The 24,460-nt window shown below is 63.2% G+C and carries 22 protein-coding genes; 10 read left to right on the forward strand and 12 right to left on the reverse strand.

The window, feature by feature from the left end; all coding sequences use genetic code 11:
• Nucleotides 1-39: 39 nt before the first annotated feature.
• Entirely contained in the window at nt 40-450 is a 411-nt protein-coding gene (locus tag ACFFNA_RS18590; RefSeq protein WP_378920542.1) for a hypothetical protein, read from the reverse strand.
• A 486-nt stretch (nt 451-936) separates the two neighbouring features.
• Between ACFFNA_RS18590 and ACFFNA_RS18595 the strand changes: the two genes are divergently transcribed.
• The gene (locus ACFFNA_RS18595; RefSeq protein WP_378920544.1) at nt 937-2,139 is read left to right on the forward strand and encodes an aromatic ring-hydroxylating oxygenase subunit alpha; all 1,203 of its coding nucleotides are present in this window, start codon (nt 937-939) and stop codon (nt 2,137-2,139) included.
• Nucleotides 2,140-2,351: 212 nt separating this feature from the next.
• Here ACFFNA_RS18595 and ACFFNA_RS18600 read toward each other — a convergent pair whose 3' ends face one another.
• The gene (locus ACFFNA_RS18600) at nt 2,352-3,770 is read right to left on the reverse strand and encodes an aminotransferase (protein WP_378920546.1); all 1,419 of its coding nucleotides are present in this window, start codon (nt 3,768-3,770) and stop codon (nt 2,352-2,354) included.
• A gap of 321 nt (nt 3,771-4,091) precedes the next feature.
• Between ACFFNA_RS18600 and ACFFNA_RS18605 the strand changes: the two genes are divergently transcribed.
• Genes ACFFNA_RS18605 through ACFFNA_RS18615 form a run of 3 tightly spaced genes read left to right on the forward strand, consistent with a single transcriptional unit; the run spans nt 4,092 to nt 6,953 of the window.
• Complete coding sequence (locus tag ACFFNA_RS18605) at nt 4,092-5,009, forward strand: ABC transporter permease (RefSeq protein WP_378920548.1); 918 nt, start codon at nt 4,092-4,094, stop codon at nt 5,007-5,009.
• Nucleotides 5,006-5,830, forward strand: a complete 825-nt coding sequence (locus ACFFNA_RS18610) for an ABC transporter permease (RefSeq protein ID WP_378920550.1) — start codon at nt 5,006-5,008, stop codon at nt 5,828-5,830. Before ACFFNA_RS18605 ends, ACFFNA_RS18610 begins: the two co-directional genes overlap by 4 nt.
• 49 nt (nt 5,831-5,879) lie before the next feature.
• Nucleotides 5,880-6,953 carry an ABC transporter ATP-binding protein gene (locus ACFFNA_RS18615; RefSeq protein WP_378920617.1) on the forward strand — a complete coding sequence of 358 codons (1,074 nt, stop codon included), beginning with the start codon at nt 5,880-5,882 and terminating at the stop codon, nt 6,951-6,953.
• On the opposite strand, the gene ACFFNA_RS18620 is transcribed toward ACFFNA_RS18615, so the two are convergent.
• The 5 genes from ACFFNA_RS18620 to ACFFNA_RS18640 all read right to left on the reverse strand — a co-directional run bounded on the left by ACFFNA_RS18620 (nt 6,917) and on the right by ACFFNA_RS18640 (nt 12,070).
• Nucleotides 6,917-8,227 carry a flavin monoamine oxidase family protein gene (locus ACFFNA_RS18620; RefSeq protein WP_378920552.1) on the reverse strand — a complete coding sequence of 437 codons (1,311 nt, stop codon included), beginning with the start codon at nt 8,225-8,227 and terminating at the stop codon, nt 6,917-6,919. The two genes, ACFFNA_RS18615 and ACFFNA_RS18620, sit on opposite strands and share 37 nt — an antisense overlap.
• Nucleotides 8,224-9,300, reverse strand: a complete 1,077-nt coding sequence (locus ACFFNA_RS18625; RefSeq protein WP_378920554.1) for an extracellular solute-binding protein — start codon at nt 9,298-9,300, stop codon at nt 8,224-8,226. Before ACFFNA_RS18625 ends, ACFFNA_RS18620 begins: the two co-directional genes overlap by 4 nt.
• Before the next feature lie 115 nt (nt 9,301-9,415).
• Entirely contained in the window at nt 9,416-10,516 is a 1,101-nt protein-coding gene (locus ACFFNA_RS18630) for an ABC transporter substrate-binding protein (RefSeq protein ID WP_378920556.1), read from the reverse strand.
• Nucleotides 10,517-10,549: 33 nt separating this feature from the next.
• A complete protein-coding gene (betI, locus tag ACFFNA_RS18635; protein ID WP_378920558.1) occupies nt 10,550-11,263 on the reverse strand; it encodes a transcriptional regulator BetI in 714 nt (237 codons plus the stop codon).
• 6 nt (nt 11,264-11,269) lie between these two features.
• Nucleotides 11,270-12,070, reverse strand: coding sequence for a class I SAM-dependent methyltransferase (locus tag ACFFNA_RS18640; protein WP_378920560.1), 801 nt, complete (start codon nt 12,068-12,070; stop codon nt 11,270-11,272).
• 200 nt (nt 12,071-12,270) lie between these two features.
• Between ACFFNA_RS18640 and ACFFNA_RS18645 the strand changes: the two genes are divergently transcribed.
• The 4 genes from ACFFNA_RS18645 to ACFFNA_RS18660 are packed head-to-tail and all read left to right on the forward strand — an operon-like array spanning nt 12,271 to nt 16,953.
• The gene (locus ACFFNA_RS18645) at nt 12,271-13,890 is read left to right on the forward strand and encodes a phytoene desaturase family protein (protein ID WP_378920562.1); all 1,620 of its coding nucleotides are present in this window, start codon (nt 12,271-12,273) and stop codon (nt 13,888-13,890) included.
• Nucleotides 13,877-15,442 carry a phytoene desaturase family protein gene (locus ACFFNA_RS18650; RefSeq protein ID WP_378920564.1) on the forward strand — a complete coding sequence of 522 codons (1,566 nt, stop codon included), beginning with the start codon at nt 13,877-13,879 and terminating at the stop codon, nt 15,440-15,442. The genes ACFFNA_RS18645 and ACFFNA_RS18650 overlap by 14 nt, the downstream gene beginning before the upstream one ends.
• A gap of 3 nt (nt 15,443-15,445) precedes the next feature.
• Nucleotides 15,446-16,705: an aminomethyl transferase family protein gene (locus ACFFNA_RS18655; protein ID WP_378920566.1), complete on the forward strand. Its 1,260-nt coding sequence runs from the start codon at nt 15,446-15,448 to the stop codon at nt 16,703-16,705.
• Nucleotides 16,706-16,707: 2 nt separating this feature from the next.
• Nucleotides 16,708-16,953 (forward strand): hypothetical protein, encoded by a 246-nt coding sequence (locus tag ACFFNA_RS18660; protein ID WP_111544389.1) that lies wholly within the window; start codon nt 16,708-16,710, stop codon nt 16,951-16,953.
• A 6-nt stretch (nt 16,954-16,959) separates the two neighbouring features.
• Here ACFFNA_RS18660 and ACFFNA_RS18665 read toward each other — a convergent pair whose 3' ends face one another.
• From ACFFNA_RS18665 to ACFFNA_RS18680, 4 genes are all read right to left on the reverse strand, one after another.
• Nucleotides 16,960-18,018 carry a dipeptidase gene (locus ACFFNA_RS18665; protein ID WP_378920568.1) on the reverse strand — a complete coding sequence of 353 codons (1,059 nt, stop codon included), beginning with the start codon at nt 18,016-18,018 and terminating at the stop codon, nt 16,960-16,962.
• Nucleotides 18,019-18,170: 152 nt separating this feature from the next.
• Nucleotides 18,171-18,470, reverse strand: coding sequence for a GNAT family N-acetyltransferase (locus ACFFNA_RS18670; RefSeq protein ID WP_095089283.1), 300 nt, complete (start codon nt 18,468-18,470; stop codon nt 18,171-18,173).
• A gap of 2 nt (nt 18,471-18,472) precedes the next feature.
• Nucleotides 18,473-19,093, reverse strand: coding sequence for an alpha/beta hydrolase (locus ACFFNA_RS18675; protein WP_111544391.1), 621 nt, complete (start codon nt 19,091-19,093; stop codon nt 18,473-18,475).
• A 4-nt stretch (nt 19,094-19,097) separates the two neighbouring features.
• Nucleotides 19,098-20,030, reverse strand: a complete 933-nt coding sequence (locus tag ACFFNA_RS18680) for a VOC family protein (RefSeq protein ID WP_378920571.1) — start codon at nt 20,028-20,030, stop codon at nt 19,098-19,100.
• A gap of 226 nt (nt 20,031-20,256) precedes the next feature.
• On the opposite strand from ACFFNA_RS18680, the gene ACFFNA_RS18685 reads away from it, so the two are divergent.
• The gene (locus ACFFNA_RS18685) at nt 20,257-21,825 is read left to right on the forward strand and encodes an alkaline phosphatase family protein (RefSeq protein WP_378920573.1); all 1,569 of its coding nucleotides are present in this window, start codon (nt 20,257-20,259) and stop codon (nt 21,823-21,825) included.
• An 88-nt stretch (nt 21,826-21,913) separates the two neighbouring features.
• On the opposite strand, the gene ACFFNA_RS18690 is transcribed toward ACFFNA_RS18685, so the two are convergent.
• On the reverse strand, nt 21,914-23,242 hold the full coding sequence (locus ACFFNA_RS18690; RefSeq protein ID WP_378920575.1) for a PRC-barrel domain-containing protein: 1,329 nt from the start codon (nt 23,240-23,242) through the stop codon (nt 21,914-21,916).
• 282 nt (nt 23,243-23,524) lie between these two features.
• Here ACFFNA_RS18690 and ACFFNA_RS18695 point away from each other — a divergent pair, with 282 nt between their 5' ends.
• Nucleotides 23,525-24,445, forward strand: a complete 921-nt coding sequence (locus tag ACFFNA_RS18695) for a diacylglycerol/lipid kinase family protein (RefSeq protein WP_378920576.1) — start codon at nt 23,525-23,527, stop codon at nt 24,443-24,445.
• Nucleotides 24,446-24,460: the final 15 nt, after the last annotated feature.

A 24,460-nucleotide genomic window follows, 5' to 3' on the forward strand; every position in this document is an offset into this window, starting at 1 on the left:
GAGATGGGAACCGGTTTCGGGATCAGGCTTCGACAAAAATCAGAAAACGTTCGGCGTGCCGGTCAACGGCGCGGCATTTGCGATCATGCGGATCGCGCGGATCTTGTGCGCTCCTGACTGCTGAGCGATGGCGCGCAGGCAATCCATGCTCTCGGCGCCCCAGGCCTGGCCCTTGCAGGCGAAGTCGGTCGACGGCATCGGCAGACGCGCAGTCCTTGTCGTCGTCTGCGCACCGTCAACGAGGTTGGCTGGCGGATTCAGCGAAGCGAAGGCCGGCCCAACTGTCGGCGCGAACGCCATGCCGATGAAGGCGCAAGCAGCCAGCACCATGAACATCGCCATGGGATGGTCGCTGGCGCGCTGGCGCAGCGCCAGTTTCGGACGGCGGTCATTGCGCTCTGGAGCCTGAAAGCGGCTCTCACCGCGGGCCGTCTGGATTTTCGCATACATCGCCGTTCCCTTCGCTGAGTTTCTTTTTGGTGATGAAACGAACTTAGCCGCGCTTTGTAACGGGGCTAGGGTGGCGTAAGGCTGACATTGTAACCGAATTGAAACAGTGTTTCGGGCAGAATCGGGCAAAATCGGTCATGGCGTTCGTACATCCTCTCGAAAAATGAGTCTTCGCCCGATTCCGGCCCCCGATTGCTCTGGCCAAATCGCCGCCGGAGCGCGGCCCAAGCCGACGACCGGCAAGCTCCGCAAGGTGCTTCGTCCGCCGCTCCGATCACCTCGCAAAGTCATGCCGGGACAGTGCCCCTGAAACCGTGACTAACACCCGGATTCTCCGGGATTTTCCGGGCTGACAGCCGCGCAGATTTTGGCTCCAGGCGACATCAAGATTCAGTCCTAGAAACTGTTGGATTTTCACAAGCCATTGCATTTCAATGAAAAATATGCTTTTATTGAATGAGTATTCAACAAAAAGAAGAGACGTTTATGAACCCGCACCTCCGTGACGTGGCGATACCCAACGATTGGGACCGGCGGGGACTACCGGGCTGGAGTTACCATTCCGATGCCCTTCTCGAGTTGGAGAAGGAGCACGTCTTTCGCAACCACTGGCAGATCGTCGGTCATGTCTCGGACATCCCGAATGCCGGCGATTACCTGACCATGGACGTGGTCGGCGAACGCGCTTTGATCGTGCGCGGCAAGGACGGCGTCGTGCGCGGCTTCAACAACATGTGCCGCCACCGCGGCAGCCGCGTCGTTGCCGACAGCCAGGGCAATTGCAAGAAGGCGCTGGTATGCCCGTTCCATGGCTGGGTCTACAATCTCGACGGCACGCTACGCGGTGCCGCGCGCCCGCGCTCTTTCCCCTCTCTCGACAAGACTGAATTCGGACTGATGCCGCTCGATCTGGAAGTCTGGATGGGCTTCATCTTCATCCGCTTCCGCAATGGTGGGCCGCAGCCTTCGGTCGCCGAGCTGATGAAGCCGATCGAGCCCGAATTCGCGCATTACGACGCCGCCGACATGGTGCCCTCCTGGGGCATCTGGACGCAGAAGACGCCGGTCAACTGGAAGTCGGTGCGCGATGTCGACAATGAGGGCTATCACGTCGCCATGGCGCATCCCGCCCTGCAGGATCTCTATGGCGCCACCTATTTCGACGAGCCCTTCATCAACGGTGTGTCGCGCTCCTTTGCCACCTACAATCCGCATGCCGGCCGCCGCTGGAGCGTCAAGAACTATGTCAAGATCGCGCCCGAGCCGACGCATCTGCCCGACTATCTGAAGAAGGCCTGGGTCTATTACGGGATCTTCCCCAATGCGGTCATTTCGGTGATGCCGGAATCGGTGCAGTTCTATCAGGAGTTTCCGCTGTCGACCGGGCAAACCCTGCTGCGCGGCGCCATCTACCGCTACCGCGACGAAAGCCGCGAGCAGGCGGCCGCCCGCTACCTCTCCTTCCGCATCGATCGCGACACGATGTCGGAGGACGTCCAGCTTTCCGTGTGGTCGAACGAATCCATGCTGTCCGAGGCGTTCGAGGGTTTTTATCTCTCGGACCTCGAATATGGCGTGCGCACCCATCACGACCATCTGCGCAAGATGCTGCCGGTGCTGGGCCTGGAGACCGCGCCCGAGGAGAAGGACATGTGGAATCTGAACGACGCGCTCAGGTCGCGGTCTTAGGGCGACGGCAGTAATTGGCGAAACCGTCGATGAGAGCACCCCTCTCCCCGTCACTATACGGGGAGAGGATGCCGGCAGGCAGGTGAGGGCAGCACTAGGCTTGTGAGGTAACTGCACCAGGCAGGGCCATCGGGTGCAGCCAGTCGCCAACGCTGTCGCCGCCCCTCATCCGCCTGCCGGCACCTTCTCCCCGTAGAACGGGGAGAAGGAAGCTACCCCCGCCACACGCCTTCTTTCCTCAAATCATCCATCGTGCGCGAAATGCCCTCGCGCAAGATGCCGACCATGTCGTCGATCTGCTCGCGCGTGATGATCAGTGGCGGCGACATCACGCACATGTTGATCAGCGGCCGGACCAGCAGGCCGAGTTCATGGCAATGGGCATCGATGCGCTTGCCAACATCCTTGTCGAGCTGCAGCGGATCCTTGCTTTCGCGATCGGCGACGCATTCGACGCAGCCCATCAGCCCCAGGCCACGCACCTCGCCGACCAGCGGCAGCTCTTCCAGTGTCTTCAGCTGCGCCTGGAAATAGGGCGCGACGTCCTGCGTATGGGCAAGCACGCCCTCTTCCAGCAGATCGAGGTTTTTCAGCGCCACGGCGCAGCCGACGGGATGGCTGGTGTAGGTCAGGCCATGACCGAACATCGCGTCGGGATGGTTCGACCGCCGCAGCTCTTCCAGCAGCCGCTCCGAGATGATAACGCCGCCAAGCGGGAAATAGCCCGAGGTGACGCCCTTTGCGAAGGTGATCATGTCAGGATCGATGCCGAACGCGTCGCCCGAGGCGAAGACATGGCCAAGCCGGCCGAAGGCCGTCACCACCTCGTCGGAAACATAGAGGATGTCGTTGTCGCGGCAGATCTCGCGGATGCGCTTGAGGTAGCCATCGGGCGGCACGATGACGCCACCGGATGCCTGCACCGGCTCGCCGACAAAAGCGCCGATCTTGTCAGCGCCGACACGGGCGACCGTGTCGCGGAACTGATCTACGAGGAAATCGGTGAAGGCGGCAAAGCTCATGCCGTGAGGGCGGCGGAACGGATCGGGCGAAGACAGCTTGATCACCAGCTCGTCGGCGCCGTCCATCCAGTCGCGGTCGCGCGGGCGGCCGTTGAGCGAGGCCGACAGATAGGTCGAGCCGTGATAGGCGCCGCCCCGGCTCAGGATCAGCTTCCTCTCCGGCCGGCCGCGCACATTGTTGTAGAACTGCATGAAGCGCAGCGCCGTCTCGACGGCCGAGGAGCCGCCGGTGGTATAGAAGACGTGGCTGAGATCGCCTGGTGCATGACCGGCGATGCGCTTGGCAAGTTCCGCCGACGGCGCGTTCATCGTGTACCACGGCGTGTTGTAGGACAGCGCCATCGCCTGGTCGTACATCACCTTGGCGAGTTCCTCGCGGCGGTGGCCGACATTGACGCACCACATGCCCGCAGGCCCGTCGATCAGCCGCTTGCCGGTGCTGTCGGTGATGTAGATGCCGTCGCCTTCGCCGATCAACGCGCGCGCTTCGGCACCGACCGAGCCGGCGAACGGCCAGGGCTGGATGAGATGGCGCTTGGCCAGTTCGACGGCATCGACATCGCCGGTATCAGCCGTCTCGGTCGCTCTCAGATCTCTCGCAGCAGCCACAATCGCCTCCACATCATCCAATCGAATTTTCTCAGGCACGAAACTCAGCGTCAAATGCCGGAAATGGCGGCTTTCTTCACTTCATTTTGAATGTCCGTTCAATCAATATTACAGAAATAGCGCTTGATTTCAATCCGCGGATGCGCGCATGATGAAAGAAAGCCGGCAAGCTAGGAGCGCGATCAGCAAAAGTGGTCACCGGTTTTGCGTTCGATCGCGCTCCAAAACAAAATTGGGAACAAGAAGCCGGCGCCAGCACAATGGGAGCCGCATGGCGGGACAGTCCAGGCCAGCAACCAAGATTACACCCGGAGCCCTGCAATGACGGCAGCGGCGGAAGGGTCGCCCCTGTTGCGTATGACGCGGGCCGGGCGAAATGCCCTTCTGCAATCCGAACCCGTACAGGGCTTTGCCCTGATCAGCCCGACCTTTCTCTACGCGCTCATCCTTCTCGTCCTGCCGATCCTGGTGGTCGTTGCGCACTCCTTCTGGACGCAGAACTACCTGACCATCGACCGCACCTTCACGCTGGAAAACTACCGCATCGCGCTGACCGAGCCGATCTACCGGGATCTGTTGTGGCGCTCGCTCTACATCTCGCTGACGGTCAGTCTGTTCACCGTCCTGCTGGCCTATCCGATCGCCTACTTCATTTCCTTTCATGGCGGTCGCCACAAGAGCCTGTGGCTGTTCCTCATCACCATCCCGTTCTGGACCAGCTATCTGCTTCGCGTGATGTCGTGGAAGGTCATTCTCGGCTACAACGGCGTCCTGAATTCCGGCCTGATGGGCCTCGGCATCATCGACGAGCCCTCGACCGCGCTGCTCTACAATTCGAGCGCCGTCATCATCACGCTGACCCATGCCTGGGCAGCCTTCGCCATCCTGCCGATCTTCGTCTCGGTGGAAAAGGTCGACCGCACGCTGGTCGAAGCAGCCACCGATCTCGGCGACGGCCCGCTGCGGTCTTTCCTGCGCGTGACACTGCCGCTGTCGGCGCCAGGCGTGATCTCGGCGGCGCTGATCGTCATGATCCCGACCGTCGGCGACTATGTCACGCCGAAGCTGGTCGGCGGCAAGGACGGCGTCATGATCGCCAATGCCATCCAGGCGCAGTTCGGCAAGGCCTCCAACTGGCCGTTGGGCGCGGCCCTGTCCGTCACCACCATGCTGATCGTAACGCTGATGGCGGGCGCCACGGTGCTCATCATCCGCGCTCTGCAGAGGCTGGCGCGATGACGGCGGTGCGGCGCTTCCTGTCCGGCGGCTGGCTGGCTGCCTATGCGTTCCTCTACGTCGTGTTCCTCTATCTGCCGGTCATCTTCCTGCCGATCTTCTCGATCAACACGGCGGCGACGCCGAAGTTCCCGCTCTCCGGCTTCACCTTGCATTGGTACGAGGACCTGCCCCGCACCCCGGCTCTGCTCGACGCCGCCTGGAACAGCCTGATCGTCGGCGTGTCGGCCGCGATCCTGTCCACGGTGCTTGGCATCCTCGCCGCCCGCTCGATCACCCGCTACCGCTATCCCGGCCGCCGCACCATCAACGGCCTGATCATGGCGCCGTTGGTTCTGCCGGAAGTGATCGTCGCCATCTCGATGCTGCTGGTGATGCTGCAGCTTGGCTTGAGCCTGTCGCTGTTCACCGTCGTGCTCGGCCATGTCCTGGTCTGCATCCCCTATTCGATGACGGTACTGACCTCCGGCTTCGAGGGCTTCGACCGCAGCCTGGAGGAAGCCTCCTCCGATCTCGGCGAGAGCGCCTTCGGCACCTTCCGGCGGGTGACGCTGCCGATGGTGGCGCCGGCGATCATCTCCAGCCTGCTGGTCTGCTTCACCATTTCGCTGGACGAGTTCATCATCGCCTTCTTCCTCACCGGCACCGAGGCGACGCTGCCGATCTACATCTGGGGCCAGTTGCGCTTCGCGGCGAAATTGCCCGGCGTGCTGGCGCTGGGCACGCTGCTTCTGGTTGCCTCTTTCCTGTTGATGACCGTCGCCGAAATCCTGCGTCGCCGCGCGACTAGACGCACCCAGAACGAGGGAGGCCTCTATGCCTGAGCAGCCGCAAGTCGAGCGTCAGGAAGACCGGTCCAGGCCTGAACGAGCGATGATCGAGATCCGCAGCGTCACCCGCAGCTATGGCGCGTTCAAGGCGCTCGACGACGCCTCCTTGACCATCAGGGAGGGCGAGTTCTTCTCGCTGCTTGGCCCATCCGGCTGCGGCAAGACCACGCTGCTGCGCATGATCGCCGGCTTCGACAATCCGACCAGAGGTTCGATCGCGGTCGGCGGCCAGCCGATGGAAGGCATCCCGGCCAATCGCCGGCCGACCAACATGGTGTTCCAGAGCTATGCGATCTTCCCGCATCTCAATGTCGAGCAGAACGTTGCCTACGGGCTGAAGCGGCTCAAGCTGCAGGGCGGCGAGGAGAAACGCCGCGTCGAGGAAGCGCTGGCGCAGGTGTCTTTGACCGGCCTCGGCAAGCGCCTGGCAACAGAACTTTCCGGCGGCCAGCGGCAGCGCGTGGCGCTCGCCCGTGCGCTGGTGATGCGGCCCAAGGTGCTGCTGCTCGACGAGCCGCTGTCGGCGCTCGACAAGAAGCTGCGCGAGCAGATGCAGGTTGAGCTGCGCCGCCTGCAGCAGGCCGTCGGCATCACCTTCGTTCTGGTCACCCACGACCAGTACGAGGCGCTCGCCATGTCCGACCGCATCGCCGTGATGTTCGGCGGCAGGATCGCGCAGGTCGCCTCGCCCAAGGAAATCTACCAACGGCCGGTCAACCGTCAGGTTGCCGACTTCCTCGGCGGCATGAATTTCGTCAAGGCTGAGATCGTCGAAGACAACGGCGCTTCGCTGGTTGTCGACACGTTGGGTTTCGGCCGCGTGAAGACCGATAAGCCCAAGGCCTTCGTGCGCAATGGTGGCGGCGCCACGCTCGGCATCCGGCCGGAACGCCTGCGCGTGCTGTGGGACAATGCGACAGCCAAGTTCGAGGTCGCCGGCAAAGTGGTCGAACGCCACTATTTCGGCGAGATCACCCATTTGATCGTCGAGATACCGGGCCTGGAAAAGCCGCTGTCGGTGACCGAGACCAACGACTTCGGCGCTGACGACATTCCCGTCGGCACCTCGATCCGCCTTGCCTACGATCCCGAGGCTCTGGTGGCGATGGCTGATTGAAGATCGGCCATGATCTTGCGCGCCGCGATGCGCCCGGCGACGATGGCGCCTTCGACATAGCCCGGAAATGACGGCGACAGTTCTGAACTGGCGAAATACACCGGCGGCGCGCCGATGAGAAGCGTGCGCTCGGCGTCGGTTGCCGTTGCATCGATGATGAGATCGCTGTAGGCACCGCCGCTCCAGCGATCATCGGTCCAGTCGCGATAGCTGAGATCGAGCATGTTTGCCGCCTCGGAACCCAAGGCCTCGACCAGCCTTTCCGTTACTTCGGCGCGCAGGGCCGCATCGGCGAGTTCGCGCCAGCGCAAGGCGAGCGGCCCACCGACGAAGACTGCCAGCGCCGCGTGATCGTCGTCCTTACTGACATCACAAGCGAAAAGGCCAGGCAAATCCCGCCACATCACCATGCCGCTCAGGCCGCGGTCACGCCAGAAGGCGGTGGGGTAGCGCACCAGCACCTTGATGACCGCGCCGCTTTGCCAGACCGCCAGGGATCCTTGCAGGCCAGCCGGCAGCGGTGGCGCAAAATCCAGTTTCGCGGCCATCGTCGGCGGCACGGCGATCAACACCGTTCGTGCCTCGATGGTGCCCGCCGCCGAGGCGAGACGAACCCTTCCCGGCCCATGGTCGATCACCGTAACCGCTGCACTCAACCGCAGCCGGTCGCCGAGATCGCCGGCCAGATCGTCGGCCAGTGAATGCATTGTTTCGCGTACGAAATATTGCAGCTCCGTCACCTCATTGGTGATGCGCCGGTCATTGTCGATCAGGTGCCACAACGGCAGCTTTTCCAGAGCCTGACACCACAGGCCCTCGATCATCGAGCGGAACACCGCCTTGGCGTCGTCGGGATCATTCTGGCTATCGAGCCATGTGGCGACGGTTAGGCCGGCAATCGCCGGATCATCAGGCGCGATCGCATTCATGCGGTCGCGGATCGTCATCGAGCCGGCATATGTTCGTTCCGCCTCCCGGGCAGACATCGCCGGCTGGGCGACGAAGTCGCCATCGAGATAGGCCTCGACCAGCGTCTTGCCGCGCGCCTCGATCAGGGCCATCAGCTCCGGCATGTCCTCGCACAGGAACTGGCCGCCGCTGTCGATGCGCTCGCCAAGCCCGTTCTGTCTGGACTCGACGCGTCCGCCGACGCGGTCGCGCGCCTCGAGCAGCAGAAAGTCGATGCCGGCTGCCTTCAGCTCAAGCGCCGCCGACAGGCCGGTGAAGCCGGCGCCAACGATGACGACGTCGGTTCTTTCCGGTTCGCTCGTCAATAGCCGGCCTTGATCTTCTCGAATTCGGCGACCATGCGCTGCTTGAGCGCTGGCGCCACCGGCTGCTGGAACAGCGTCTTGTCGAGGAACGTGTCGAGATTGTCGAAGCCGCGGTCGACCAGCACCTTGTGGTCGATAGCGGCCATGCCGGCGCCATTGCCATGGCCATAGCCAAAGGTCTTGACCATGTAGTCCGACACGGCGGGTGCATTGACGGCGCTCAGGAAATCATAGGCTTCGTCGAGCTTGCCCGGCGCATCCTTCATCAGCACATAGCCGCACACCCAGGTCGAAATGCCTTCCTTGGTGTCGCGGTTCATGGCGATCGGCATGCCTTGCCCCTTCAGCGTCACGAAGGTCTCGTTCCAGCCCCAGACCAGATCGACCTCATTGCCGATAAAGGCCTGGTTGAGGTCGGTGTCGTCGGTCCAGTAGAAGCGGATGTTCTTGTGCACGTGGCGCAGGAAGGCGGAGGCCTCCTGGAACTGCGCATCGGTCATCTTGGTCCAGTCCTTGAGGCCGATGACGAGGCTCGCCAGCGCATAGGCGTCGTCGACATTGTCGCCGATGGTGACGCGGCCTTTGAACTTGGGATCGGCAAAAATCCTGAGTGACTGCGCCTGTTCTGGTGTCACCTTGTCGGTGCGGTAAAGCAGCGAGGTGTTGCCCCAGTCGAATGGCATGAACCAGGCCTTGCCGTCTGCCGTGGTGGCGAGATCCTTCATCGCCATGATGCCCGGATTGAGATCCTTCCAGCCGGGGATCCTCGATGTGTCGAGCGGTTGCAGCATGCCGGCCTCGCGCCACTTGACCACGCTTTGCGAACAGGGGTGGGCGACATCGGCCTTGAAGCCAGCCCGCATCTTCTCGAACGCTTCGTCCTCGTCGCCGAAGAAGGCGAAGGTCGGCTCGGCGCCGTATTTGGCGGTGTAGGTGGGGTGTAGCAGCGGATCCTCGTAGCCGGACCAGTCGAACACCACGAGGTCGCCACCGCCTTCCGCCAAGGCATGGACCGCGCCTGCACCGATCAGACATGCGGCGGCAAGAGCAAGGCGGCGTAGCACTGACTTCATGGCGCGAAACTCCCCCATCGCGAAAAAGCTTGCTGCGAGGTTAGGAGAATTCGGCTGCTTTGGCGAGCCTGTCCGCCCGTCATGTCGACGGGCGGACGGACAGTCGAGACAGGGCTCAATAACCGGCTTTGATCTTCTCGAATTCGGCGATCATCTTGAGCTTGAGGGCTGACGGCACCGGCGACTGGAACAGCGTCTTGTCGAGGAATTGCTGCACGTCGTCATAGCCCTTTCCCTTCAGCACCGCCGGATCGACGCCAGCCATGCCCTTGGCGTTGGCCTGGCCATAGCCCCAATCCTTGACCAGCACCTTGGCGGTCTCCGGATCGTTGACCGCGTTCAGATAGTCATAGGCCTTGTCGATATTGCCGGGCGCGTCCTTGAACAGCACATAGCCGCAGACCCAGGTCGAGATCCCTTCGTCGGTGTCTTTCTTGGCCTTGATCGGCACGCCGGCCGCCACCGACTGCACGGTCGCGTCATTCCATGCCCAGGCGAGGTCGACCTCGCCGCCGCTGAGCAGCTGCACGACGTCGGTGGTGTCGGTCCAGTAGGAGCGCACATTCTTGTGCACCTGGCGCAGGAAATCCGACGCCTGCTTGAACTGGTCGTCGGTCATCTTGGTCCAGTCCTTCAGGCCGATGGCCAGACTGGCAAGCGCGTAGGCGTCATCGACATTGTCGCCGATCGACACCCGTCCCTTGAACTTGGGATCGACAAAGGCTTTCAGCGACTGCACGTCCTTGGCGTCGATCTTGTCGGAATTGTAGGTGAGCTGCGTGTTGCCCCAGTCCCACGGCATGAACCAGGCCTTGCCGTCCGACGTGGTGGCAAGATCCTTCATCGCCATGATGCCGGGATTGAGGTCCTTCCAGCCCGTGATCTTTGACGTGTCGAGCGGCTGCAGCAGGCCGGCTTCGCGCCATTTCACCACACTCTGCGAGCAGGGGTGACCGAGATCGGCCTTGAAGCCGGAGCGAACCTTCTCGAACGCCTCATCCTCGTCGCCGAAGAAGGCGAAGGTCGGCGAGTCGCCGTTCTTCTCGACATATTTCGGGTGGAAGCTCGGGTCTTCATAGCCGGACCAGTCGAACACGATCAGGTCCTTGTCGGCGGCGATCGCCAGTGCGGCGGCCGACGCCGCCAATGTTCCAGCCAGTGCCAGGGTCAATGTCAGGCGTCGGGCCAATGTCATTCTTTGGATCGGTGTCTTCATTGCTGTTCCATCCTCTGTCTTGTTCTGATTTTCTTATGGTCTCGTCGCGCCAGCCGCCTTCCACGGATAGTGTTTGGGGAATGCCGCCGACAGGAATTCGTTTGCCGACTGCAAGGCGGTCTCGCGGGTGGTGTCCTCGGTGCCCATCATCAACCGCAGCCACAACCCCTCCAGCATGGCGCTGAGCGCCAGCGCCATGACTTGCGGCTCATAGGCATAGTCGCCGCTCTGTTTGAGCGTCGCGCACAGGTCGATGAAGATGGTCTGATAGACGGCGTCGCGGGCGCTGCTCAGTGCCTGATAGGTGGGCCGCGACTTGGCCTCGCCCCAGAAGGCGCACCAGGCGGCGAGCTTGCGCTTGTTGCAGATCGACCGGTCGAAATCCGCCGCGACCAGGGCCTGGAGCTGTAGGGCGGGATCATCGCCTGCCTTCTGCAGGGCATTGCGCCAATGTGCCGAGTATTCGTCATACATATGCTGCAAGGTCGCGATGAGCAGCTTTTCCTTGCTCTCGAAATGGAAATTGACGATGCCGCGCGACAGGCCCGCGCCGTCGGCGACATCGGCCATTGTCGTCTCCGAATAGCCACGCTTGGCCAGTGAATCGATTGTCGCCTCGATGAGCTGAAGCTGCCTGACCTCCTTCGAGGCCTTGCGGCCGCGCTTTTCGGATTCGCTTTTCCGCGCCGATTCAAGGAGGCGGTCCCTGGCGTCTGCCGTCTTCATGCGTGTGATGGTCTCCAGCATCGCCGGCTATCCCTTTGCATCCGGCTTCCACCCGCGAAGATGAGTGGGACGGTGCTCGCCACTGTCAAGCACCTTCTGCATGGCTTCCCAGGTTCGGATGTTCTTGTCGACATAGGCGGCGCCGACGACGGCCGCGACCGTCGGATAGAGCGGTCCTTTGAGCCTCTCCAACTCGCCGCGCGCGACGTCGCGGTACCAGGGATTGCGGTCCCTGACGGTGACATCGGCAAAGCCGGCCCGGCGCATCGCCTGCGCATAGCGGGAGGGCGATGCCATGGCGAAGGACAAGCCTTCGGCGGCGACGTAGGCCTTCATCTCGGGCGATGGTTCGCCGTCATGCGAGATCATCCAGTTGGAGGCGGCAAAGACGCCGCCCGGCCGGAGCACCCGGAAGATCTCGGCGAACAAGGCGTCCTTGTCCGGCACATGCAGCAGCGCATCCTTGGAGAAGACGGCATCGAAGGAATGGTCGGCGAAAGGCAGCGGCCCCGGCGGCGCCTGAACGAAGCTGACGCGATCCGTGAGCCCACGCGCGGCGGCGCGCCGGCTCGCCGTCTCGATCACCGGCTGTTCGACATCGAAGCCGGTGGCGTGGGCGGCGCCATGACACTCGACCAGATGCAGCGTGATGCCGCCGGAGCCGCAGCCGATGTCGAGAATTGTCTTGCCCTTGAGCGAGAGCCCTTCGACCACCCGGTCGACCTCGTCCGGCCCGCCCGGCGACAGGTAGCCGTCGCCCCACAGCGCCTCGAGGAAGCGGATGGCGGTGTCGTCATACTCAGGCTCGGCTGCTGCCGTTTCGATCATCGGACCTCGGCCCCGTCAGCCGATTTGAGCACTTTCGATTGCCGGCAAACCGTAGCGCATACAGGGCAAAACGCAACACCATTTGTTGAACATTCATTCAATATGGCTGGACAAAACAGCAGCTGCCGTGCGAAATTCCGCGCATTCGGGGACCGATCACGCAAAAATGAAGGGTCGAGCACAATGAAGGCCGAGCGTAGATGAAAGCTTGGGATGCGATTATCATCGGCGGCGGACACAACGGATTGGTCAACGCCTGCTATTTGCAGCGCGCCGGCCTCGACGTGCTGGTGGTCGAGAAGAACGACTGGGTCGGCGGTGCGGCGACCAGCCGGGAATTGACGCCGGGCTTCCTCTATTCCAACTGCTCCTATGTCTGCTCGCTGTTCCGCCCCGAGATCATGCGCGACCTCGAACTGCCGCGCTTCGGCCTGCAGGTCATCTCCTATGAGGGCGGCGCGGTGTTCACGCGTGACGGCGACTACCTCGCCAACTACCGCGACCACGATGCCCACCGGCGCGAGTTCGCCCGCTTCTCGAAGCGCGATGCCGAAGCCTATGACCGCTACGCCCGCGACGTGACGCGGCAGTGCCGCTTCATCCAGCCTCTGTTGATGCGCACCGCGCCCGACCCGACCAGCCTGCGGCCGCGCGACCTCGGCGAACTCCTCTATCTCGGCAAGAAATTCGCCGGCCTGTCGGCGCAGGAAATGGCGCTGACGCTGCGCTTCTGGACGATGTCGATCTCGGAGTTCCTCGACGAATATTTCGAGACCGACGTGATCAAGGCGAACTTCGCTTTGTCCGGCATCATCGGCACCGCGCTCGGGCCGATGTCGCCAGGCACCGCTTACGTCCTGCTGCACCACTATATGGGCGAGGTCGACGGCTCGGTCGGCGCCTGGGGTTATGCGCGCGGCGGCATGGGCGCTGTGACCAAGGCGCTGGCCGCATCGTTTAAAGCCTCGGGCGGCACCATCCGAACCGGCGCCGAGGTCGACCATGTGCTGGTCGGCAGGGGCAAGGCCAAGGGCGTGGTGCTGGCCGGCGGCGAGGAGATTTATGGCAAGCTCGTCGTCTCCAATGCCGACGTGAAGCGCACCTTCCTGAAGCTGGTCGAGGAAAAGGAACTGCCCGACATCTTCCTGCGCCGGGTCAGGAACTTCAAGATCCGCGGCTCGTCCGGCAAGGTCAACATCGCACTCGATTCGCTGCCGGAATTCCCGGCACTGCCGAAGGATTCGCCGGTCTATCGCGGCGACATGCATTTCACCGATTCGATGGAGCGCATGGAGCGCGCCTATGACGACTGGAAGGCCGGGCGCTGGTCGGCCGATCCGTTCCTCGACATGGTCATTCCAACGACGCTCGACCCGACCATGGCGCCGCCCGGCAAGCATTTCATGAGCTGCTTTGTGCAATACGCCCCACCCAGGATCGCAGGGGCGGAATGGACCGATGCCGACCGCGACGGCTTCGCCGAAAGCGTGATTTCGCAGATCGCGGAATATTCACCCGGCTTCCGCGATCGCATCGTCCACATGGAAGTGCGCACGCCGCGTGAGATCGAGGCCGAGGTCGGCCTCACCGAAGGCAACATTTTCCAGGGCGAACTGACCTTCGACCAGCTTTTGTTCAACCGGCCGGTGCCGGGTTACGCGCATTACCGCTCGCCGGTCGGCGGCCTCTATATGTGCGGCTCCTCGACCCATCCCGGCGGCGGCGTCATGGGTGCGCCCGGCCGCAATGCCGCGGCCGAGATCCTGCGCGACCTCGCCAAGTCGACCTCGCATATGAGCCCTGCCCATGACGTCATCTGATGCTATCGTCATTGGCGGCGGCCACAACGGCCTCGTCGCCGCAGCCGCGCTGGCGAGAGCGGGCCGCAAGGTGCTGGTGCTGGAGGCCGGAAGCGAAGTCGGTGGCGCCGCGCGCACCGAGGAATTCGCGCCGGGCTTTCGTGTCTCGTCAATCGCCCATCTGCTGAACAGGCTGCATCCCGATGTGATGAAGACGCTGGAGCTGGACAAGCACGGGCTGCAATTCGCGCGCGCCGACTTCATGCCGTCGGTTGCACTGTCCAGGAATGGCCCGCCGCTGGTCCTGCATGGCGCCTATGGCGAGGTGCTGACCGGCGCCAGCTCGTCCGAGCAGTCGGCCTGGAAGGAATTGCGCGCGCAGCTGCTGCGCTATGCCGGCATATTGAAGCCGTTCCTTTCCCGCCGCCCGCCCGATCTCGCCGGCATGTCGTTGCTCGAGACTGCCTCCCTCGGCCAGACCGCGCTGGCGCTGAAAAAACTCGGCAAGGAAGACATGCGCGACTTCCTGCGCGTGCTCCTGATGAACGTTGCCGACCTGCTCGACGAGCAGCTTGCCGATATCAGGCTGAAAGGCCTGCTCGCCTTCGATGCTACGCTTGGCAGCCATCTCGGTCCACGCTCGCCAACCTCGTTGCTCGGTCTCTATTACCGGCTGGCCGGCGAGACCGGCGGTGCGGCCGGCGCGCAGATACTGCCGCAAGGCGGCATGGGCGCGGTTGTCGCGGCTATCCGCGCCTCGGCGGAGAAGGCCGGCGTTGCCATCCGCATATCGGCGCCGGTGGCGAAGATCATCGTCGAGAACGGCCGCGCCGTCGGTGTCGCGCTCGACAATGGTGAGGTGCTGCACGCCAGGACGATCGTCTCGGCCATCAATCCGGCGACCACTTTCCTCGACCTTGTCGGGCCGCGCGAGATCAACACCGGCTTTGTCCGCAAGGTGAAAAACATTCGTATGAAGGGCGATGCGGCCAAGCTCAATCTGGCGCTCGACCGGCCGCCGCAATTCACCGATGTCGATGCCGCCGGCCACAAGGGCCGGCTGGTCATCGCCCCCTCGCCCGACCACGTCGAGCGCGCCTTCAACCCCTCCAAATATGGCGAGTTCTCGCCCGAGCCGGTGATGGAGGTCACACTGCCCAGCCTTGCGGACCCGTCGCTCGCGCCCAGCGGCGCCTGCGTGCTGTCGGCGGTCGTGCAATACGCGCCCTACGCGCTGAAAGAGGGCTGGCATGCCGGCAAGCCGAAATTCCTCAAGGCGATCATGGCGCAGCTCGAGGCCTATGCGCCTGGCATCGGCAAGAGCATTGTCCACGCCGAGCTTCTGACGCCGACCGACATCGAAACGCGCTGCCGGATGCCGGGCGGCCACTGGCACCACGGCGAATTGCAGGCCGACCAGATGCTGATCTCGCGACCGGTGTCCGGCTGGTCGGGCTATGACACACCGCTCGAAGGGCTGTTCCTGGCCGGCGCGGGTTCGCATCCCGGTGGCGGCGTCTCCGGCGCTCCCGGCCTCAACGCCGCGCGGCGCATCATTGCGATGAAGGGGTAAGCCATGGCCCAGGCAATCAGGAAGAAGCCCGTCTCGAAGTCAGTCAACGCGGCTGTTTCGGCCCGCATCGCCGCGCAGGACCATTTCCGCACGCTTCGGCTTGGCACGCCGTTCCAGCCGCGCATCGATGCGCTGGCCAAAACCCAGGACTGGTACAATTGGGCCGGCTACCGCGCGCCGCATTCACTGTGGGACGAGGAACTCGAATATTTCGCCATCCGTAGCCAGGCGGCGCTGTTCGACATTTCGCCGATGACCAAATACCGGATCGAGGGGCCGGACGCAGAGGCATTCCTTGATCGTGTCACCTTGCGCGATGTCACCAAGCTGAAACCCGGCCGTGTCCACTACACGGCGTGGTGCGATGACGAGGGCTTTGTCCTCGACGACGGCACGCTGTTCCGGCTGTCGCCGAAGCGCTTTCGGCTGTGTTCGCAGGAGCGGCATCTGCCATGGCTGCTCGACAGCGCCATTGGCTTCGACGTAACAGTCGAGGAAGAAACCGAGGCCGTCGCGGGCCTCGCCTTGCAGGGACCGACCTCCTTCGCCGTGCTGCGCGATGCCGGCTTCGCCGGCGTCGAGAAGCTGAAAATATTCGACCTCGCCGACTTCCCGCATGATGGCGGCACCGTCGGTATTTCGCGCACCGGCTTCACCGGCGATCTCGGCTATGAACTGTTCGTGCCGGCCGACAAGGCGCTGAGCCTGTGGGACCGGCTGATGAAAGCGGGCGAACTGCGGGGTATCCGCGCCATCGGCTACATCGCGCTCAACCGCGCCCGCCTCGAAGCCGGATTGATCGTCGCCAATGCGGATTTCACCACCGCCGAGCACGCCATCCGCGCCGATCGCTTGCGCATGCCGGACGAGATCGGCCTCGGCTTCATGATCGATCTGGAGAAAGGTCATTTCAACGGCCGCCGCGCCATCCTCGAAGCCAGGGCGAAACGCAAGCTGCGCCATATGCTGGTCGGACTGGAGATCGAAGGCAACATTCCGGCCGAACACGCCATCGTCTACTACAAGAAAAGCCAGGAGGTCGGCCTGGTCAGCGCCGCCATGTGGTCGCCAATGGCCAAGCGCAACATCGCCATCGCCTCGCTGGCGCGGCCGTACGGTGATACCATGGTCGAGGACCTCTGGGTCGAGATCTACGCCATGCGCGAGCTGCAGTATCAGAAGCTGATGAAGCGGGCCAAGGTGGTGGCGCGGCCGTTCATCAAGCTCGACCGCCGCACCGCCAATCCGCCGGCGGATTTCTGACCATGACCGACGAAGCCGAACTCGAAGCAGCCGAGCAATGGGAACTGGTCAACACGCCGCTCGGCGAGAAATGGTCGGGACGCACGCGCTATGCCGCCGCCATGTTCTTCTACAAGCGCGGCGAGATGGGCGCCGAGACGCTCGAAGTCTACCGCATCTGCGCGCGGCTCGATTCGGAAAGCCCGCTGCCGATCATCCGCGATCGCGGTGTCGGCAAGGACTGGCTGAAGCGCATGGGTTTCGAATAGGTCTTTCTAACCTATGGTTTTCTCCAGCATGCTCAGCCAGTTGCGATAGGCGATCTTTTCGATCAGCGCGCGGCCGAAACCGCGCGCCGCCAGCGCATCGATCAGCTTCGGCAGGCCGGCGACATCGCCGATGACGGCCGGGATCATGGCGCCGTCGAAATCCGAGCCGAGGCCGACACCGTCTTCGCCCAGCGCCTGCAGCAGCGAATCGACATGGCGCACCATGATGTCGAGGTTGGTGTCGGCATTCATGCGGCCATCCTCGCGCAGGAAACCGGTGGCGAAGTTCAGCCCGACCATGCCGCCGGAGTCGCGGATCGCGCCGAGCTGCCAGTCGGTGAGGTTACGCGAATGGCCGCAGATCGCGTGCACATTGGAATGGGTGGCGACCAGCGGCGCATCGCTAAGCGCGGCGACATCGCGAAAGCCCTTCTCGTTGAGATGCGACAGGTCGATCATGATCTTCAGCTGGTTGCAGGCCTTGACCAGCGCCTTGCCGGCATCGGTTAGCCCGGGGCCGGTGTCGGGCGAGGACGGAAAGCGGAACGGCACGCCGTGGCCGAAGGCGTTCGGCCGGCTCCAGACGATGCCGAGCGAGCGCAGGCCGGCGGCATGCAGCACGTCGAGCATGGTGAGCTCGGGATCGATCGCCTCTACCCCTTCGATGTGGAACACCGCCGCGATCGAGCCTCGCGCCATGGCGTTGCGCACATCGCCGGCACTGCGGCAGACGGTGAGCGCGCCGGCTCGTTCCAGCCTGAACAGGATCGAGGCCATCGCGATCGTCGAGGTCAGCGCATCGGCACGCGGAACCTCGGGCGGCAGCGGCTCGGCAGCGCTCGGCGCCAGCGGCACGGCGCTGCGCCTGGATTTCTCGACAGGCGGCGGAAAGATGGCGAACATGCCGCCGGCAAAGCCACCGGCCTTCGCGCGCGGAAGGTCGATATGGCCGCCCGATTTCCCCTCGAGGAACAGCTTTTCGACATCTGTGTCTTTGGACTGGTAGAGTCTGAGCAGCGTGTCGTTGTGGCCGTCGAAGACGGGAACGAGGTCGGTTTCGGTCATTGGGGGATCATTCGGTTCGTTTGTCGGCGCGGTGGCTGCGATATATCATATCCACTTAGGCAAGATGCGCTACCCGTGCAAATGCCAAAGCCATCCCAGCGGGATGACAGCCTGATGTCGCGCTATTCCGATCGACGAAATGCCGGCCGATCCTACTGCTTTAGCACGTCGGCCCATTCGTGATGGCGGCGGAACTGGGCGTTGGCGAACGGGCAAAGCGGGATGATCTTCTTGCCCGCCGCGCGCGCATCCTCGACGGCGCGGGTGACGAGCCGAAGCCCAGCACCCTGGCCGCGAAAGACGTCCGGCACTTCTGTATGGTCGATGATGATCTGGTGCTCGCCGATCTTGGTGAAGGTCATCTCGGCCTCGGCGCCATCAGGCCCGCGCAGGACATAGCGACCCTTGGAACCGCGATCTTCCAGTTCGATTTCAGGCAGTTGGTCCGGCATCGCTATACTCCCTGGGTGGCACCGGCAAAGAGACGCCGTGCCGCCTCGATCTCGTTTGGCCGCACCTCGTGCCCGCCATCATGCCACTCCACTGTGACATCGGCGCCGTCGGCACGCAAATAGGCTTCGAGCCGCGTGGTCAGGTTCGGCGGGCAGATCGGATCGCGCCTGCCGGCGGTCACGAGAATATGACGGCCGGCAAGGCTGCCGTTGATCTCAGGTTCGAACGGGATCAGCGGATGCATCAGCACCGTGGCATCGAACACTGCCGGCGCGGCAAACACCACCGAGGCCAGGATGTTGGCGCCGTTGGAATAGCCAAGACCGAACACGGCCGACGGCTTCGCCGCCTCGATGTGCGCCTTGACGTAACCGGCCATCTTGTCCGTCGCCCGCGCCAGATCGTCCATGTCGTAGACACCCTCGCCGGTGCGGCGGAAGAAGCGCGCCGCACCTTGTTCCGCCACATCGCCGCGCGGTGAAATGATGGTTGCCTGGGGCGCGAGATCGCGCCCCAGCGACAGAAGCTGGTTCTCATCGGCCCCCGTGCCATGGAAGACGAAGAGCAGCGGACCGCCCGGCGAACCGGGCAGCACCTTGTGGATGTAAGCGTCTTTGCTCATGATCTCAGCCTTCCAGCTTCTGCAGATGCTGTTCGAGATAGGGTCTGAGGTGCTGGTGCTGCGTCGGCAGCTTCAGCGCCTCGCCGAGATGAGCGGTATCCTCGTCGCGGTCGAAACCCGGCTCGTTGGTGGCGACCTCGAACAGCACGCCACCCGGCGTGCGGAAATAGATCGCCCAGAAGTAATCGCGGTCGATCACCGGCGTCACCCCATAGCCGGTGTCCATCAACGCCTTGCGCACTTCGAGCTGCTTGGCGCGGTTTTCGACGGCGAAGGCGACATGGTGGACGGAGCCGGCACCGAGATCGGCGAAGGCCGCGGTCGGTAGCGATTCGATGTCGACGACATCGGCGCCATTGCCGTTCTTCACCGCCAATCGCCTGACGTTGCCGGACTTTTCGATTTCCTCGTAACCCATGAACTTCAGCAGCTCTCCGGTGGCGCCGCCATCCTTCAGCCGCAGCGACACCGAATGAAAGCCGCGGATCGCCTCATCAGCCGGAATACCGCCTTTCGCCCATGGCGCTCGGCTATCGGCCTTGTCCTCGACCAGGGCGAAACCATCGCCGTCGGGACCGGCAAAGGCCAGGCGCTTCTCGCCGAATGTCTCTTCGCGCGACAGACCAGTGACGCCCTCGTCGGCGAAACGCTTTTCCCAATAGGCGAGCGTGCCTTCCGGCACCGAATAGACCGTGGTGCCGACTTCGCCGACGCCATGACGGCCCTTGCCGATGTCGGGAAACGGAAAATAGGTCATCACCGAACCGGGCGTGCCGGCCTCGTCGCCATAGTAGAGGTGGTAGACGTCAGGCGCGTCGAAATTGACGGTCTTCTTGACCCGGCGCTGGCCGAGCTTTTTGGTGAAGAACTCATTGTTCTGGCGGGCATCCCTGGCCATCGAGGTGACGTGATGCAGGCCCTTGATCTGGTCGAGCATTGTCTTGCTCCTTCCCTTGGTGCTTGTGCGGCCCTTGCCGCTGTCCACGCCAATATGAGGACGCGACCGCTTGCGGCAAAGGCGGCAAACACAGAATGGACTGTGCTGCATAAGTGAACAACACAAAGAGCTTTGTTCACCAGTTGGCCAACATGTCAGGCTTGCGCCATCGCCGGAATTCGGTTCCATGAGCGGCGTTCGACCATGCAGGGATAGGGTATCGCGAGTGACCGGAAAAGCCAGGCGCCCGAATGTTCTTCTGATCACATGCGACCAATGGCGCGGTGATTGCCTGTCGGCAGCAGGCCATCCGGTGGTGAAGACGCCGAATGCCGACGCGCTGGCCGCCGAAGGCGTGCTGTTCAGACAGCACTACGGTGGCGCGGCACCTTGCTCGCCGGGCCGCGCCTGCCTCTACACCGGCCTCTACCAGATGAACAACCGCGTCTGCCGCAACGGCACGCCGCTCGACGCCCGTCACGACAACATCGCGCTTCATGCCCGCAGCCTCGGCTATGATCCTACGCTGTTCGGCTACACCGACGTATCGCTCGACCCGCGCCTTCTGGCGCCGGGCGACCCACGGCTGCAAAGCTATGAGGGCGTGCTGCCTGGGTTCACGGTGCGCCAGTTGCTGCCCGAGCATCAGAAGCAATGGCTGTCCTGGCTCAAGCAACGGGGCATCGATGCCAGCGCCGGATCTCCCGACATCCATCGCCCTGTGGACAACGGCGGCACGGCCAACGCTACCGTTAGCAGAGCACCGCCCGTTTACGCGAAGGACGAAACCCCGGCGGCCTTCCTGACCGGCGAATTCACGCGCTGGCTCGGCGAGCAGGAGCAGGCCACGCCGTGGTTCGCTCATCTTTCCCTCATCAGCCCGCACCCACCCTTCATCGTGCCGGAGCCATACAACACGCTGTATGATCCAGCCGACGGTGCCGCCTTCCACCGTGCTGCTAGCTGGCAGGCCGAGGCGGAGAGCCATCCCTATCTCGCCTATGATCTTGGCCAGCAGAAGCAGGCCAAGTTCCGTCCTGGCTCCAGTGGCAAGGTGCGTGATTGGAGCGATGACGACTTCCGCCGCATCCGCGCGATCTACTACGGCATGATATCGGAGGTCGACGCGCAGCTCGGCCGCATCTGGCAAGCGGTCAAGGCAGCGGGCGCGTGGGATGACACCATCATCGTGCTGACCTCCGACCACGCCGAGATGATGGGCGACCATTTCATGCTGGGCAAGGGCGGCTACTTCGACGGCAGCTACCACATTCCGCTGATCATCCGCGACCCGCGTCACGGCAAGGTTACCGGCAGCAGCGTCGATTGGTTCACCGAAGCGGTGGACATTTTGCCGACGCTTCTCGACCTGCTCGGCGAGAATGCCGCCCCGCACCTCGACGGACACTCGCTGAAGCCGTTCATCAAGGGCGAGCATCCGGCAAGCTGGCGCGATGCCGCCCATTGGGAGTTCGATTTCCGCTCGATTGCCGAGGGTGAAGCCGAACGCCATTTCAGCATCGCCTCACGCCAGTGCAATCTCGCCGTCATCCGCACGGAGAAATTCAAATACGTGCATTTCGGCGGCGGCCTACCACCTCTGCTGTTCGATTTGGAGAATGATGCGGGCGAGTTGAACAACCTCGCCGCCGATCCCGCCTATCTGCCCGTGCGGCTGGAGTTCGCCGAAAGACTACTTGCATGGCGAGCCGAACATCTCGACCAGTCGCTGGCCTTGGCCGAACTGACCGAGCACGGTGTCGCCGGCCATGTTAGCAGGGGAGCAAGGCAATAAGGCAGTAGGCCTGTGGAGTCCGCCGCCCTACTGCCTACTGCCTACTGCCTACTGCCTACTGCCTACTGCCTACTGCCCTCATTGCTTCCTACTGCACGGTCATGCGCTGCTGATCCCGCTTCTCGGCATAGCTGCCCTTGTCGTAGGCAGTTTGAGCCTCGAGCTGTTCCTTGGTGAAGGTCGTGTACAGGTACTTCTTGCCATCCTTGTCGGTCATGAATTTGAGATTATCCATGCCGACCGCGACTTCCTTCTCGCCAATGCCGAGGAAGCCGCCAACATCGACGATCACCGCGTCGGTCTTGCTGTCGGACGCCAGCACGACGTCACCGATTTCGCCGACCTTGGCATCATTGGCGCCGTAGACGGTCGCGCCCTTCAGGTCATCGGCGCGAATCTCACCGACAGGCATCGCGGTCAAGGTCGACTTGTCGATGGCAGCGGTCTGGGTCTGGTCGGGAGCGGTCGCGTCAGGCGTCGATGCGGACGGGGCCTCCGCCGTCTTGTCCATCGGGGCCGTATCGGTCGTCGGCGCCACTGCAGGGATGGGCACCGCAGGCTCATTGGACGCCGTTGTCGCCGGAACCGGATCATAGGCCTTGCGGTTGAAATCCGGCAGAGCCTGCAATTCCTCCTTGGTGGTCTGGGCAACCAGCCAGCGGTCGCCGTTCTTTTCGGCCCACTGGGCCTTGCCGAACTCATAGGCGACATTCTTGGCGCCAAGCCCAAGGAAGCCGCCGACGCCAATGACCAGAGACTCGGCCTTGCCTTCGTTTGTCAGAACGATGTCGTTGACGCTGCCGATGTTCTGCGCGTCATCGCCGGTGCCGTTGTAGACGGTTTCGCCGATGATGTTGGTGGCGAGATTGCCGTCGGCGCGCTTCACCGGTTCGGCCGGAGCAGCATTCATGTCGACGGGTGTCTGCGCGGTGTCAGCCGGCGCGGAAGCTGACGGGGCCTGTGCACCCGCCGATGCGGCCGGTGCTGGAGCCGGCGCATAGGGCTTGCTGTCGAACTCCGGGTGCGCCGTCAGCTCGTCCTTGGTCGTCTGGGCAACCAGCCAGCGGTCGCCGTTCTTTTCGGCCCATTGCAGCTTGTCGTAGTCGAAAGCGACATTCTTCGCTCCGACACCCAGAAAACCGCCAACGCCGATGACGACGGACTTGGCCTGACCTTCCTTGTCGAAGACGACATCGCTGACCTTGCCGATGTTCTCGGCGTCATCGCCGGTGCCGTTGTAGACGGATTCACCGATGATGTTGGTGACGATGCTACCTTCGGCGCTCGACACCGGAGTGGCGGCTAGCTCCTGGACGGCAGGGGTCTGCGCAGGCGCCGGGGTTGTCGCACTCTGCGCATAGGCCCCGGTCGCGACCAGCGCTGCGAGTGCTGTCGTGGCTAAGAGGTTGCGGGTCATGATGGTCTCTCCTCGTGCGTGATTTCGTGCACGCCGCACCCGGTTGAACCGTCGCTGAGGGAGATCGGACGCGGCGCGTTCTTCACAACGTCGTGACCATGCTGTTGTTCCGACAAAAACGCCGTGCGTCCGTGGCGAAAACCAGGAAGCGGGAAGCGTCGCGGCTGTAGACTACGCCGGCGATTTCGCTGCCCTCAAAACGGAACCTTTGCCGCTTCGTCACGTTTCAGCCTGTGGCTGGGTTTGTTCCGGCCAGATTGCGATGGAATGACGGAGCGGGGCATGAAATTTGCTGCGGTGCTGAACCGCGACGGCGGCACCTTGCGCACCACGGACCTCGCCGCTTTTTCCGACAGGATGCGTCAGACCCTGGAGACGGCAGGCCACTCCCTTAGCATTGATGTTGTTGCCGGCAAGGACGTGGTGGAGACGCTCGACAGCGCTGCATCGCGCCGCTCCGTCGATGTCGTGCTGGCCGGCGGCGGCGACGGAACTATTTCTGCCGCGGCCGCTCGGCTGATGGGCACCAGGAAGGCGCTTGCCATATTACCGGCCGGCACAATGAATCTGTTCGCACGCGGACTGGGTATTCCGCAGTCCCTCGATGCCGCGCTGAAATCCTTCGCCGACGGTGAAATCATCGCGGTCGACATGGCCATGGCCAACGGCCGGCCCTTCGTTCATCAGTTCTCGATCGGTATGCATGCGCAGATGGTGCAACTGCGCCAAAAAATGGAATTCGGGTCGCGTATGGGAAAGATCCGCGCCTCGGCCAAGGCGGCTTGGGCAACGATCAACAATCCACCGGCGATGAAGGTGACGCTCAGCATCGGCAACGCCGAGATAGCGGCCCGCATCACCGGCATCGGCATCACCAACAATTTGTTCGGCGAAGGCCACCTGCCTTACGCCGACAACCCGGCGGGCGGCGTGCTTGGCGTTTATGTCACGGTGGCGCGACAGCGTGCCGAACTGGTCAAATTCTTCTTCAACATGGCGCGCGGCAAGTGGCGCGACAACGAACACGTGGAAATCCATCAGGCTGACCGAACGGTCCTGAAAATCCATTCGGGCAGCAGGAGGTTCCGCGCCGTCATGGACGGTGAACTGGTCAGGCTCGACCGTGAGACAACGATCGAAATCCGGCCCGGCGCGCTGAATGTCCTGGTGCCGGCCAGCATCGCAGAGGCGAAGGCTGCCTGATGCGATCTCGAACGA

Origin of the sequence: Mesorhizobium kowhaii (assembly GCF_042431665.1) — a bacterium.
Taxonomy (GTDB): Bacteria; Pseudomonadota; Alphaproteobacteria; order Rhizobiales; family Rhizobiaceae; genus Mesorhizobium; species Mesorhizobium kowhaii.

Excerpts from the sequence above, each read along its gene's own strand:
- ACFFNA_RS18605 (WP_378920548.1), top strand. The coding sequence starts at position 4,092 with ATGACGGCAGCGGCGGAAGGGTCGCCCCTGTTGCGTATGACGCGGGCC.
- ACFFNA_RS18610 (WP_378920550.1), top strand. The coding sequence starts at position 5,006 with ATGACGGCGGTGCGGCGCTTCCTGTCCGGCGGCTGGCTGGCTGCCTAT.
- ACFFNA_RS18695 (WP_378920576.1), top strand. The coding sequence starts at position 23,525 with ATGAAATTTGCTGCGGTGCTGAACCGCGACGGCGGCACCTTGCGCACC.
- ACFFNA_RS18670 (WP_095089283.1), bottom strand. The coding sequence starts at position 18,470 with ATGCCGGACCAACTGCCTGAAATCGAACTGGAAGATCGCGGTTCCAAG.
- ACFFNA_RS18625 (WP_378920554.1), bottom strand. The coding sequence starts at position 9,300 with ATGAAGTCAGTGCTACGCCGCCTTGCTCTTGCCGCCGCATGTCTGATC.
- ACFFNA_RS18665 (WP_378920568.1), bottom strand. The coding sequence starts at position 18,018 with ATGACCGAAACCGACCTCGTTCCCGTCTTCGACGGCCACAACGACACG.
- betI (WP_378920558.1), bottom strand. The coding sequence starts at position 11,263 with ATGCTGGAGACCATCACACGCATGAAGACGGCAGACGCCAGGGACCGC.
- ACFFNA_RS18690 (WP_378920575.1), bottom strand. The coding sequence starts at position 23,242 with ATGACCCGCAACCTCTTAGCCACGACAGCACTCGCAGCGCTGGTCGCG.
- ACFFNA_RS18645 (WP_378920562.1), top strand. The coding sequence starts at position 12,271 with ATGAAAGCTTGGGATGCGATTATCATCGGCGGCGGACACAACGGATTG.
- ACFFNA_RS18615 (WP_378920617.1), top strand. The coding sequence starts at position 5,880 with ATGATCGAGATCCGCAGCGTCACCCGCAGCTATGGCGCGTTCAAGGCG.
- ACFFNA_RS18675 (WP_111544391.1), bottom strand. The coding sequence starts at position 19,093 with ATGAGCAAAGACGCTTACATCCACAAGGTGCTGCCCGGTTCGCCGGGC.
- ACFFNA_RS18650 (WP_378920564.1), top strand. The coding sequence starts at position 13,877 with ATGACGTCATCTGATGCTATCGTCATTGGCGGCGGCCACAACGGCCTC.
- ACFFNA_RS18660 (WP_111544389.1), top strand. The coding sequence starts at position 16,708 with ATGACCGACGAAGCCGAACTCGAAGCAGCCGAGCAATGGGAACTGGTC.
- ACFFNA_RS18630 (WP_378920556.1), bottom strand. The coding sequence starts at position 10,516 with ATGAAGACACCGATCCAAAGAATGACATTGGCCCGACGCCTGACATTG.
- ACFFNA_RS18640 (WP_378920560.1), bottom strand. The coding sequence starts at position 12,070 with ATGATCGAAACGGCAGCAGCCGAGCCTGAGTATGACGACACCGCCATC.
- ACFFNA_RS18680 (WP_378920571.1), bottom strand. The coding sequence starts at position 20,030 with ATGCTCGACCAGATCAAGGGCCTGCATCACGTCACCTCGATGGCCAGG.
- ACFFNA_RS18590 (WP_378920542.1), bottom strand. The coding sequence starts at position 450 with ATGTATGCGAAAATCCAGACGGCCCGCGGTGAGAGCCGCTTTCAGGCT.
- ACFFNA_RS18595 (WP_378920544.1), top strand. The coding sequence starts at position 937 with ATGAACCCGCACCTCCGTGACGTGGCGATACCCAACGATTGGGACCGG.
- ACFFNA_RS18655 (WP_378920566.1), top strand. The coding sequence starts at position 15,446 with ATGGCCCAGGCAATCAGGAAGAAGCCCGTCTCGAAGTCAGTCAACGCG.